The 12,757-nt window shown below is 39.7% G+C and carries 11 protein-coding genes; 10 read left to right on the top strand and 1 reads right to left on the bottom strand.

Annotated elements, in window-relative coordinates; genetic code table 11:
- Positions 1-151: 151 nt before the first annotated feature.
- A complete protein-coding gene (locus tag IEW76_RS12225) occupies positions 152-499 on the top strand; it encodes an alpha-helical endospore appendage domain-containing protein (protein WP_188654231.1) in 348 nt (115 codons plus the stop codon).
- 23 nt (positions 500-522) lie between these two features.
- Positions 523-990 (top strand): hypothetical protein, encoded by a 468-nt coding sequence (locus IEW76_RS12220; protein WP_188654228.1) that lies wholly within the window; start codon positions 523-525, stop codon positions 988-990.
- A gap of 3 nt (positions 991-993) precedes the next feature.
- Here the strand turns inward: IEW76_RS12220 and IEW76_RS12215 are convergent, their stop codons facing one another.
- Complete coding sequence (locus tag IEW76_RS12215) at positions 994-2,364, bottom strand: MATE family efflux transporter (protein ID WP_188654227.1); 1,371 nt, start codon at positions 2,362-2,364, stop codon at positions 994-996.
- 113 nt (positions 2,365-2,477) lie between these two features.
- Between IEW76_RS12215 and murG the strand changes: the two genes are divergently transcribed.
- From murG to IEW76_RS12175, 8 genes are all read left to right on the top strand, one after another.
- Positions 2,478-3,554, top strand: coding sequence for an undecaprenyldiphospho-muramoylpentapeptide beta-N-acetylglucosaminyltransferase (murG, locus tag IEW76_RS12210; protein WP_188654225.1), 1,077 nt, complete (start codon positions 2,478-2,480; stop codon positions 3,552-3,554).
- Between the two features lie 640 nt (positions 3,555-4,194).
- Positions 4,195-4,512, top strand: a complete 318-nt coding sequence (locus IEW76_RS12205; RefSeq protein ID WP_188654223.1) for a mediator of RNA polymerase II transcription subunit 27 — start codon at positions 4,195-4,197, stop codon at positions 4,510-4,512.
- 116 nt (positions 4,513-4,628) lie between these two features.
- A complete protein-coding gene (gene helD / locus IEW76_RS12200; RefSeq protein ID WP_188654221.1) occupies positions 4,629-6,923 on the top strand; it encodes an RNA polymerase recycling motor HelD in 2,295 nt (764 codons plus the stop codon).
- 533 nt (positions 6,924-7,456) lie between these two features.
- Positions 7,457-8,455: an ABC transporter substrate-binding protein gene (locus IEW76_RS12195; RefSeq protein ID WP_188654219.1), complete on the top strand. Its 999-nt coding sequence runs from the start codon at positions 7,457-7,459 to the stop codon at positions 8,453-8,455.
- Between the two features lie 79 nt (positions 8,456-8,534).
- The gene (locus tag IEW76_RS12190; RefSeq protein ID WP_188654217.1) at positions 8,535-9,395 is read left to right on the top strand and encodes an ABC transporter permease; all 861 of its coding nucleotides are present in this window, start codon (positions 8,535-8,537) and stop codon (positions 9,393-9,395) included.
- The gene (locus IEW76_RS12185; protein WP_188654215.1) at positions 9,395-10,615 is read left to right on the top strand and encodes a quaternary amine ABC transporter ATP-binding protein; all 1,221 of its coding nucleotides are present in this window, start codon (positions 9,395-9,397) and stop codon (positions 10,613-10,615) included. Before IEW76_RS12190 ends, IEW76_RS12185 begins: the two co-directional genes overlap by 1 nt.
- A gap of 100 nt (positions 10,616-10,715) precedes the next feature.
- The gene (locus IEW76_RS12180; RefSeq protein ID WP_188654214.1) at positions 10,716-11,717 is read left to right on the top strand and encodes an ABC transporter substrate-binding protein; all 1,002 of its coding nucleotides are present in this window, start codon (positions 10,716-10,718) and stop codon (positions 11,715-11,717) included.
- 189 nt (positions 11,718-11,906) lie between these two features.
- Positions 11,907-12,737, top strand: a complete 831-nt coding sequence (locus IEW76_RS12175; RefSeq protein ID WP_188654213.1) for an aldo/keto reductase — start codon at positions 11,907-11,909, stop codon at positions 12,735-12,737.
- Positions 12,738-12,757 lie beyond the last annotated feature (20 nt).

Here is a 12,757-nt window from a genome sequence, read left to right as displayed (position 1 = left end):
ATGCTGATGAAATTTCAAATTTCCCAGGTAATAATGTTACATATTGAAGCCTCTTATGAAAAGTTATAAATAACTGTCATGACTCACTGATGGGGAGCCATATACTGAAATGAATTCAATAAAAGCTGGTCTATGATTTAGGAGGTTTTATATGAGTATGTCCAAAATGCCCCATCAGCCGAATCGACCTAGCCAAAAAGAAGTAACAATTGACTTATTGGAATCTATTGCGTTAGAAGAAATGGCTCTTGCTAATCTTTTAAATGCAGAAGCAGATAAAATCCAAGCTTTTATAGGAGAATCCCATGACTTCCCTTCTAATCCACATCCACATGAAATTATTTCTTTCAATAAAGGGGCAAGGAAATTTGTAGATAGTATAATTATGAAAGAATGGTTACTATTGAAAAAGTTAGAGGAAGTGTGTGAATGTTTACCTTTACATGATTCTTATTGTCCTCACTACTGTACATGTCATGATGATGGAAGTGAATGCTGATTTAAGATAGAGGAGTGTAGGTTATGAGAGAAGTAGCTTCACAACAAAGGAGGCGATTATTACATAGTTTCTTTAAATCAGCGAGTAGCTGTCTCAAACTAATTTATAGTGTTAAGAGCTACAGAGAAGCATATGCAACCGATCTACGTGATAAGTTAGATTGTGATTATATAAAGATGCTTTCTGCGATTTGTAAGTGGTTTGAAATTTGGGAAGAGAAAATAGAGTGTCTGATGAGAATTACTCCGCTTGAGTACATCCAAGAATGGTCACATGAGCCAGTAGTGAAAGATTGGCAAACCCTCTACATGGGCATTTATAAAGAACTTGCCGAAAACAGAACGCCTCCATATAGTCATTCTAAAATTCTAGAATTGTTTCATGTGTTGAATCGTATTAATAGGTGGATTGATACATGGAAAAGTAATAATGAAGAGGCGAGGATTTGGATTAATCCAGCTATTCGTTATATAAAAGCCAATGACACATAAGTGTCATTGGCTTTTCGTTGCGTTTACTGTTGAGGATGCGTTTTTTTGAACATATATGAGACGAATAAACAATGTGATCGCTCCCACAGCAAGACCCGTAATGAGTCCCATCCAGTACCCTGCTGGTCCTAAGAATGTGTAAGTCGCCATTAAATACCCGCTTGGTAATCCAATCACCCAATAAGATACAAACGCCATGAGCAGAGTGATATTTACGTCTTTATATCCTCTTAGCGCACCTTGAATAGGAGCACCAAATGCATCAGAGAGCTGGAAGAAGATCGCGTAGAATAAGAAGTGTTTCGTCATTTCGATCACTTCGGTTTGATCATTGTAAAGTCTAGCGACAGGTCCATCAAAGGCATAAATAGCGATTCCGCATAATATTGACAAGAGGACAGCAATGCCTATTCCAAGATAGCTATATTGCTTTGCATGGTCACGACGATTACCACCTGCTTCAAATCCGACAGCAATCGTTAAAGCCATTGCAATGCTAAGAGGAATCATGTATAAGAACGAGGCAAAGTTAATTGCTGCCTGGTGAGCTGCAATCGTATTTGTACTGTAGGTACTCATTAGAATCGTAACAGCTGAAAAGATACTAACTTCAAAGAAAATAGCGATTCCAATTGGTACCCCGATCTTTAGTTGGTTCCACCATGCTTGGATGGAAGGCCTCTCAAACACTTTAAAGATTGCATAAGTAGAAAATGGCCGAACTCGTATAATAATCATAACTGTAAATAACAGCGTTACCCAGTAGGTCATAGATGTAGCAATCCCTGCACCAACACCGCCATACGCAGGTAATCCGAACTTACCAAAAATAAAGATGTAATTAAAAACGATGTTGAATGGAAGGGATAAAAGGGTAATGACCATCGTAACCCTAGTAGCTCCCAGTGCATCTATAAATGACCTGAGGCCATTATAGATAAATAACGGAATTATGCCAGTACTTAAGGCGATTAAGTAGTCCTTTGCAATTGAACGAACTTCAGACTCTAGCTTCATTAAGTTCAAGATGGGATCAAGAACAAAAAATCCAATAATCAGAACGAGTATGGCGAGCAATGTTGAAAGGTAGACGCCTTGTCGAACCGCACTAGGCACATCTTGTTTCTGATCTGCTCCAGTCAATTGTGCTACGATAGGAGATAGGGCTAACATAATACCGTTTATTCCTGTGAAAATAGGTACCCATAGGCTTGATCCTATTGCAACACCTGCTAGATCTTCTGCCCCAGCATTACCAGACATCACCGTGTCAAAGAAGTTCATTGCATACATACCAAGCTGGGTTACAAGAATGGGGCCTAAAATAATAAGAAATAATTTAACTTTTTGTTGCCATGTATCTGTTTTGTACATGAAACTCTTCCTTTTATCCGAAATTTCTTTTACGATAAGGGGGATTATAGCATACATTCTACTGATACTGTGAAAATTTGAAAATGTTTCTATATAGAAAGGACGTCAAAGCTATGAACACAAAGCGCATTCTCTTTACCGGAGGGGGCACGGCAGGACATGTAATCGTTAACCTTGCCCTTATACCTGAATTTCAAAAGGAAGGCTGGGAAGTTGATTATATTGGTTCTCATGAAGGGATCGAGCGTCAATTAATTGAGTCTCTTGGGGGAGTCACTTACTACCCAATATCAACCGGTAAACTACGCCGCTATTTCTCTAAAGAAAACTTTAAAGATCCTTTCAAAGTATTAAAGGGGACTGGGCAAGCCTATTCCATTATGCGAAAAAGAAAGCCGCAAGTCATCTTCTCTAAAGGCGGGTTTGTATCGGTACCTGTACTCCTAGCTGCGCGTATGGCTGGGGTGCCATCTGTTATTCATGAATCGGATTATACACCGGGACTTGCGAACAAATTAGCCATGCCATTTGCCAAAAAAGTACTAGCAACATTCCCAGAAACGATGAATCACATATCTGATAAGAAAGCAGAGTGGGTTGGAGCTGTTGTCAGAGAAGAGCTTTTTGAGGGAGATGCAGCAAGAGGGCGTGCCTTATGCGACTTCACCCGAAACAAGCCTGTGTTACTCGTGATGGGAGGAAGTATGGGATCGAAGAAAATTAACGATGCCATTCGGGATAATTTAGATGAGCTTTTAAAAGAATTCCAAGTTGTCCATCTTTGCGGAAAAGGGAATCAAGATGACAGTATTCATCGACCTGGTTATGTACAATTTGAATACGTAAATAAAGAATTAAATGACCTATTTGCCATGACTGACTTTGTAGTCTCCAGAGCCGGATCAAATGCAATCTTTGAATTCCTTGCACTTAAAAAGCCTATGCTCTTAATCCCACTATCTCGACATGCTAGTAGAGGAGATCAAATCTTAAATGCAGAATCCTTCCAAAAACAAGGCTACGCCCGATCCGTTGAGGAAGAAGAATTGGATGAGAAACGCTTCTTAGAAGAAGTTCGCCAGTTAAGTAAAGAGAAAGAAAAGATGTTAGAAGCAATGAGTCAATATCAAAGCAGACGCGCGAAAGAACAAGTGATAGATATTATTAAATCCCACGCCAAATCGAAGTAATCATTAAAATATGAATCCTCCTATACCACCGCCCAAGAAACTTCTTGGGCGGTTTGTTTTAGTTGTTATTTCTTATTCAAGTATATGGCAGGATTGTTTAACAATCGAAGGTGAGAGAATGTTTCCGTTAGCTAGATTGAGAGTAAGGTGGGCCTGGAAACCACTCGCTTTCCTGTGGGGAGCTGGTGAGCCTCCTCAGCCGGCAAAGCCGGCCTACGGGGTCTCACCGAGGCTCTTCTGCCCACGGGAGTCTCGCAGTTTCCAGGCCCACCTTTTCCATATATGAGGAACAGAAACATACCATCTAGAGAGAAGTGAGCTTTCCTGTTTACCATCTGAGGGGCCGTTTAGCCTCTTTATGCCAGGGCTTGCTCGGGGACGGCGAGACTCCCGCGGGAAAAGGAGCCTAGGGGAGACCCCGGAAAGCGCGTAGCGATTGAGGAGGCTTCCCAGCTCCCCGCAGGAAAGCGAGTTGTCCCCGAGCAAGCCCCACCGCTCAACAAACATAACGGTCCCTTCCTGCTAGAATACCTCAACTTGGAGTTTTCCACATAAGGAAACTTATGTGGAAGAGAAACATCTATCTATAAAGAATTGCATTCTATATAATAGAATCAGAATCATGAGGAAGGGGAAAAGTATGAAAGATTTAGTGTGCCGTTATTGTGGAAAGAAGATCGAGAAGAACCAACTGCGGACAGCGATTCGGCGTTTGAAGATCAATCCTTTTCACAAGGAATGTTTTGAACTAAAAGAGGAAGAAACCATATCTACTAATGAAATGTGGAAACCTATAAACCAAGTGGGCTGGACAATTACGTCGATCGCTCTACTTATTCTTGCAATTGTGCTTGGAGTAACGGAATGGCTAGGAAATCTAGGTAACTTTATTGGTGTTTTAGCGTTATACCCAATGATGATTCGTATCATTTCCTATGTTATTTATGAAACAAAGTGAGCATTTCTTTATTTTGGAATATGGATGTGCTAGAGTAGGTACGTTGCTTCGAAATGGTATGTGCTCTACCACGTCCGACTCGTCATTCACATCACATTTGTGAAAGGAGAATGGCCATGAAAGAACATCCTGATTACCAAGAAGAACTAGATCGTTTAACGTTTACTAAAGTGTATATGGATTCCGTTATAGCTGCCCAGCAATCGGATCAGGAAACGTTGAAGAAACGTCAGGAGAGTACAGTAGCTTCTCTTGATTTTAAGGACAGTAGTTTAAAGTACCAGGACATGCTTACCCATGCAAACTTCATGAAAATGTCCAGAGAACAGCTAGAAAACCTCAAGAAACTCCGAAAGAAACCGTATTTTGCCCGCATTGATTATCATCGAAAAGAGAAACCAGAACGTGAAATATTTTATATTGGGAAAGTTTCCTTGTTCGACCGTGAAACCCAACAACCGATTATTCTTGATTGGCGCTCGCCGCTTGCGAACGTCTACTACGAGGGTCGTGTTGGTGATGTGAGCTATGAGGCGCATGGTGAATGGTATGAGGGGAATGTTTCCTTAAAGCGTCAGTATTCCATAGAAGAAGGAAAACTTCTCGATTTTCGAGACATAGATATTACGACTAAAGATGACTTACTTCAGGACTCTTTATCCCAGAACGCCGACCATCGTTTAACGGAAATCGTTTCGACCATTCAAGAAGAACAAAATCGTGTCATCCGTGCTGACCTCCGTAAGCCAATTGTTGTGCAGGGGGCTGCTGGTAGTGGGAAGACAACAATTGCTTTGCACCGAGTTTCCTATTTCTTATATACATTACAAGATATCTTTCGACCAGAGGAAATGCTAATACTAGCACCAAACCGTTTATTCATTGATTATATGAAAGAGGTTCTTCCTGAATTAGGAGTAGAAAAAGCAAGGTCGACAACCTTTGTAGATTATGTTCAACTTATTACTGGCCATACTTTCACTGTTCAAACACAACATGAGACACTTATGAATGTATTAGAACATTCCGGTGAGGAAAAGGCCATTTTAAAGATGGCAGAATGGAAAGGATCGATGTCTATACAAACCGTACTCGATCATTTTATTCAGCATGTGAAAAAAGAATTTTTAGTGGAAGAGGATTTGAAAATTGCTGGATTCCGAGTTGTAAATGGGAAGAAGATGAAGAAGCTCTTTTTAGAAGACTATTCTTACTTACCCTTTTATAAGAGGAAAGAGAAAATTCGTCAGATTCTTATAAGTGATGTACGAAGAAAAAAGAAAGTCATGCTCGAGAAAATGACGAAGAAATATGATGATGAGCTTGATCGCGCCTTGTATGGCATAAAAGATGCTGACAAACGAAAGCGACGCGTAAGTTTTCTCTTGGATCAGAAAGATGCGAAACTAAAACAAATCGAAACAGAATCTAAAAAGGCTGTTCGTGTATATATGAAGCAGTATCCTAATGCTTCTTTGAGTGAATACTTTACACGCTTCTATAAAGAAGAGGAGCTGTTTGACACATTACTTGAGAAGTACCTGTCGAAGGAAGACCGACAGTTTATGAGGACACACACGCTAGAACAGCTCAATAAGAATAAGGTAGACGCTGAGGATTTAGCGATGTTGCTGTATCTACAAGCAAATTTATATGGACTTGATCCTGATTACAAAGCAAAAAAAGTTGTGATGGATGAAGCGCAAGATTATTCCTATATGGAGTTTGTAAGCTTGAAGAGGGCATTGAATACTGATTTATTTACGATAGTTGGTGATCTGGCTCAAGGTATATACCAATATCGTGGCTTAAAACAATGGCAACCTATTTTAGAACACGTGTTTAGGGAGCCTAACTACTTAACGTTACAGAAGACGTATCGAACGACGATGGAAATAATGGAAGTGGCAAATAGCATATTAACATCCATGGACGCGAATTTGCCTCTGGCTGAACCAGTCCTTCGAAGAGGAGATCAACCTTCCTTTCACTATTTAGGGGAGGAAGGATGGGAGAAGGCGCTATACGAAGAATATAAGCGTTTGAAGGAAGAAGGGTTCAAAAGCTTTGCTCTGATTGGAAAGACGGTAAAAGAATGTCAGATGATTTATCATTCCCTTTCGTCTTATTTCCCCAATGAATCTCTTCAGTTCATACAAGGGAATGAAGAAATGAAAAAAGACAGCGTTATTATTCTGCCTGTTTATTTAGCAAAGGGACTGGAATTTGATTGCGTATTTTTAGTTAACCAAAACGAATCGTATGCTAAAGAAGAACTGGATCGGAAGCTGTTGTATGTTGCTATGACACGTCCATTACATAGGCTGCAGTTTTGGGCGCAAGAACAAGCATCATTTCTTCTCAACGAGGTGGACTCTAAATATTTTAACGATACACAACTGTCGAAATGAATTTCGGCAGTCTTTTTTTGTTGTATAAACAAAAGGTTTCTTGAATATAAAATTAGGCAAATGAGGAATTAGTGTTGAATTTTGTCTAATTTTTCTGCAAATAATGATTATTTAAGGGGAATAAGGAGGAAAAATGACAATTTATGCAAGAATAAAGAATATATTCCCTTAGCGCTTGTCTTTACATGTTCTTTACATAATACGATGGAATATCAGTTTTGATGGAAGTGCTTCCTTTTATGTACAATAGTAAATGTTGGAATAATTAATGGAGGCGATATTATTTAGACGTTAGCAAAACTAAATGAAAGAGATGAATGGTTGCATAAGAGAATGATCTAAATCTTATTTTACCTTCTCAATTATCTTCTTCAAAAATTCCCCTCTGTGGTCTTGTATAGGCTTCTTTCTGTAAATAAGCAATGAAGAGTGTGAGTTTTCCAAGTCAATCAAGTGAAGAATTAACTAAGATTGAGCGGCTTATTCGTTTAATCATGTGAAATAATTCACAAAATACTATTAGGAGGATTTTCATGCACAAAAAAATTACGTTATTAATTAGTACCATGCTTCTATTCGTATTAGCAGCATGCAGTGGAAGCACTGAGTCTGAGAGTGATTCTATTGAGACGATTACATTTTCAGACGCTGGATGGGATAGCCAGCGCGTACATAATGAAATTGCAGGAACGATTATCGAAAATGGATTTGACTATGAAACAGATGTTACCACAGGGTCTTCACCTGCGGTTGTGCAAGGTTTAAGACAAGGTGACATCCAAGTAATGATGGAGTTTTGGGTAGACAATATGCAAGAAGAATACGATGAGGCGATTGAAAAGGATGAAATTAAAGAGGCTTCTGTAAACTTTGATGATAATAAGCAAGGGTACTGGGTGCCGACTTATGTTATTGAGGGAGATGAAGAACGAGGAATTGAACCGATGGCGCCAGACCTTAAAACAGTAGCTGACTTAAAGAAATATCCTGAACTCTTCCAGGACCCTGAAGATCCGGATAAAGGAAGGGTATATGGATCTCCATCAGGGTTTGCTGCTGACAAGATGTTAGAACCTAAATTAGATGCTTATAACTTAGATAATTTCAACTATTTCCGACCAGGATCTTCAGCAGGCTTGGCAACATCTTTAGCTGATGCTTACGAGGCTGGAGAAGCCTGGGTTGGGTATTATTGGTCTCCAACATGGGTGACAAGTGTATTTGATATTACTCTGTTAGAAGAGCCTGAATACAACGAAGAGCAGTTTAAAGAAAACTACGGAACTGAGATTCCTCCAACAAGAGTAACGGTAGCTGTACATTCCGACTTCCCTGACCAAGCACCTGAAGTCTACGATTTCCTTCAAAACTATGAAACAAGCAATAAGTTAACTCAAAGTGCTTTAGGCTACATGAAAGAGAATGAAGCGAGTGCTGAGGAAGCAGCTCATTGGTGGTTGAAGGAGCACGAAGATGTGTGGACCGAATGGGTATCAGAAGATGTCGTTTCAAAAGTAAAAGACGCGATTTAATGAGAGGAAGGTAGATGAAAAGATTGTTCCATCATCTACCTTTCCATATTTATAAATATGAATAAAGCGAGGGACCTCAATGGAAGGAAATTTTCCGGAAATTCAGCTTGAGATTGGAAAGTATGTAGAGAATTTTGTGTTATGGCTTAACGATGTGCTTGAGCCGTTTTTTGACTTTATCTTCTTAATTGCTTCTAGAGCAATTCTATCAATAGAAGCAGGGTTAATGTTTTTGCCATGGTGGGTATTTATTGCCATCATTTTTGTGCTAGGTTGGCGTTTTAAATCCATTACTGCTGGTGTTTTATATGCTGGTTTTATGTTCCTTGTAGGGACATTCGGGTTATGGGATGTGTTAATGACAACAATTGCAATTGTCTTAACATCAGTGATCACTTCTCTATTACTCGGAATCCCACTAGGTATATGGATGGCTTTTAGTAAAAAATTCTCATTTGTAATGCGTCCTTTATTAGACGCGATGCAAACGATGCCTAGTTTTGTTTATTTGATACCGGCTATATTCTTCTTTGGATTAGGGAACGTAGCAGCTGTATTTGCAACGCTCATTTATGCATTGCCCCCTGTTATTCGATTAACAGATCTTGCTATTCGTAATGTTGATTCAGAAGTGATTGAATCTGCTGAGTCCTTCGGGTCATCGAAGTGGCAAATGCTTAAGAAGGTGCAGCTACCGCAAGCTTTACCTACGATTATGGCAGGGGTAAACCAGACTACAATGATGGCCTTAGCTATGGTTGTTATCGCTTCAATGGTCGGCGCAGGTGGTTTAGGGGAGCTTGTACTAGTTTCCATTAACCGCATAGATTTGGCGCTAGGGTTTGAGGCAGGAATTAGTATTGTATTCCTGGCGATTCTCATAGACCGTGTTACAGGTGGAGTAGCGGAACGATTCCAGAAGCACAGGAGGGCTGATTAATGACTGTTAAGATGAGAGTAGAACATGTATCTAAAATATTTGGTTCAAAACCTAAATCGATTATTCCCAAGGTTCGCGACGGTATGGAGAAAGATCAAATTTTAGAAGAAACAGGACATACAGTAGGGGTATATGATGCTTCCATGGATATTAATCAAGGAGAGATCTTTGTCATTATGGGTCTTTCAGGAAGTGGGAAGTCGACTCTTATTCGTTGTTTGAATATGCTTAATACGCCAACTGATGGGAGTATCTATGTTGATGATGAGAATATTGTAGAATATAGCCCGGCTCAGTTAAAGAAGTATCGCCAAGATAAAATCGCAATGGTTTTCCAACACTTTGGCTTGTTTGATCATCGTACGGTGCTAGGAAATGTCGAATATGGACTTGAAATTCGTGGTGTTGATAAAGAGGAGAGAAAGAAGATCTCGATGAGGAATATTGAGATCGTAGGATTAAAAGGATATGAAGATAAATATCCAGGTGAGCTATCTGGAGGTATGCAACAACGAGTAGGCCTCGCGCGTGCTCTTGCAAATGACCCTGATATCTTATTAATGGACGAGCCATTTAGTGCTTTGGATCCGTTAATACGTCGAGAAATGCAGCTTGAATTGTTAGATATACAAGAGCGTCTTCAGAAAACGATTATTTTCATTACTCATGATGTTAACGAGGCTTTTAAAATTGGGGACCGTGTAGCTGTTATGAAAAATGGAAAAGTTGAGCAAATTGGAACGCCTGAAGCAATCTTAGAAAGTCCTGCAAATGAATACATTGAGAACTTTATCGCAGATATTGACCGCTCTAAAATTCTTCAGGCGGAACATGTGATGATAAAGCCAAATGCTTTAGTTTCGCTTAAGGACGGCTTGAATGTAGCGGTTCGAGAGATGGAAGAGAACGGCATATCCAGTGTGTTTGTAGTCGATCGACAGCGACATGTGCAAGGTATAGTAACGATCGATGATGCAGTTAATGGAATCCGCTTAAAAAAATCATTATCTGATGTAATCACTACTGATATTCACATGGTAAAGAAAGACGAATATGTGAACGATTTAATTCCAAAAGCGTTAGATTCAAAATATCCTCTAGCTGTATTGGGAGAAGAAGACCGTTTAGAAGGTTTTATTTTAAGAGTTCATGTGTTGGCTGGACTTGTAGGGGATGATATTGAGGAGAATCAAACCTCTACACAAGCAGTAACGATTTAAATTCTTCCATGCGATCTAAAAATTAAAATTTATTTTCGTGTATCTATCCTTCCAGATTGAAGAAGGGTAGATACATGATACCTTGTTGAGGAGAAGTGATATGAGGAATACATTCACATTATTATTGATGACACTTTTAGTAATTGTTTTATCCGCTTGTAGTGGTGAGACGCAATCTGAGAGTGATTCAAGCATTAATACGATCACCTTTGCCGACCCGGGGTGGGATAGTGTGCGAGTGCACAATCAAATTGCTGCAACCATCATAGAGAATGGTTTTGGTTACAGTACAGAAGTGACGGCAGGCTCAACTCCTGCAACTGTCCAAGGCTTACGGAATGGAGATATTAATGTTTATATGGAATTATGGACAGATAATATCAAAGAAATATACAACGAGGCCAAGGACAAGGGAGATATTATCGAGACTTCTATAAACTTTGATGACAACGAACAAGGCTATTACGTACCTACATATGTAATTGAAGGTGATCAAGAACGGGGGATCGAACCTATTGCACCAGACTTAAAGACGGTTGAGGATTTAAAAGATTATAAAGAAGTCTTCCAAGATCCTGAGCAGCCTGAAATGGGGAGGGTTTATGGATCTCCTTCAGGTTGGGCGGTAGATGCCATTTTAGAAGAAAAAGTGAAGACCTATGGACTTGAAGATTTTAATTATTTCCGTCCTGGTTCAGGAGCTGCCTTAGCGACGTCGCTTGCAGATGCATATGAATCAGGTGAGGCGTGGGTTGGTTATTATTGGTCTCCAACATGGGTAACGAGCATATACGATTTAACCTTACTTGAAGAACCAGAATACAATAAAGAGCAATATCAAAAAGATTATGGCACAGAAATTCCACCTATGAAAGTAACAACCGCTGTTCATAAAGATATGCCGGAACTAGCGCCAGAAGTGGTTGATTTTATTAAACAGTATGAAACAAGCAATGAGTTGACTCAGAGTGCGTTGGAGTATATGAGGGAAAATGGTACAAATGCTAAAGAAACGGCTCATTGGTGGATGAAAGAACATGAAGATGTTTGGACTGAATGGGTTTCAGAAGAAGTAGTTACTAAAGTCAAGGGTTCATTGTAGAATCGTGTATATGTAGAACCTATCCGATGGCGGATAGGTTCTTTGATATCGATTTTTATTAAGTGAGGAAGCTTTCCATGATGGGTACTTGGTGAATGAGAAAACATTGAGTGTAAATTTATTGTTATAGTTACGTGTGAGCGTTATGATCATAGGGGAATATACCTTATGGAAAGGGGACATAATCCAATGAATTTACAATCTACTACAACGTTAAACAATGCAGTAAAGATGCCAAGAGTCGGTCTTGGTGTGTATAAAATGGAAGAGGGAAGCGATGTAAAAGAGGCTGTTCTTTCAGCAATCGACATTGGTTATCGTAGTATTGATACGGCTTCTTTCTATAAGAATGAAGAGGGAGTTGGGCAAGCACTTAAGGAGACGTCTGTTCCTCGTGAAGAGTTGTTTGTCACGACGAAAGTTTGGAATGATGAGCAAGGGTATGAAGAGACGTTAGCTGCTTTTGAACGAAGTATGGAGAAGCTTGGTCTCGAATATCTGGATCTTTATTTAATCCATTGGCCTGTACCAGGGAAATACAAAGAAACGTGGAAAGCGTTGGAGAAATTATATAAGGATGGCAAAGTGAAAGCGATTGGCGTGAGTAACTTTCTAGAGCATCATTTGGAAGATCTCCTTGAAGATGCTGTAATTAAACCGGTCGTTGATCAAGTTGAACTTCATCCGCGTTTAGCTGAGCCTGCACTTAGAGATTTCTGCACCCAGCGTGATATTAAAGTGGAAGCTTGGTCTCCACTTGCTCGTGGAAGGTATTTTGATGATGAAGTATTGCAGAATCTAGCTGAAAAGTATGACAAGACACCAGCTCAGATTATCTTACGATGGGACGTGCAGCATGGTATTATCACCATACCGAAGTCCACGAAGCCCCATCGCCAAAAAGAAAATGCGGATATCTTTGACTTTGAATTAACATCTGAAGAAATGAAACAAATCGATGAACTTAATACAGGTGAGCGCAACGGAGCCCATCCGGATGAGTTTGATTATAATAGCTAATGAAAAGAGCCACTTTTATA

The sequence above is a fragment of the Pontibacillus salipaludis genome (assembly GCF_014642405.1).
Taxonomy (GTDB): Bacteria; Bacillota; Bacilli; order Bacillales; family BH030062; genus Pontibacillus; species Pontibacillus salipaludis.
Note: the sequence above shows the minus strand (reverse complement) of the source record. Positions and strands in the feature narration are given on the sequence as shown.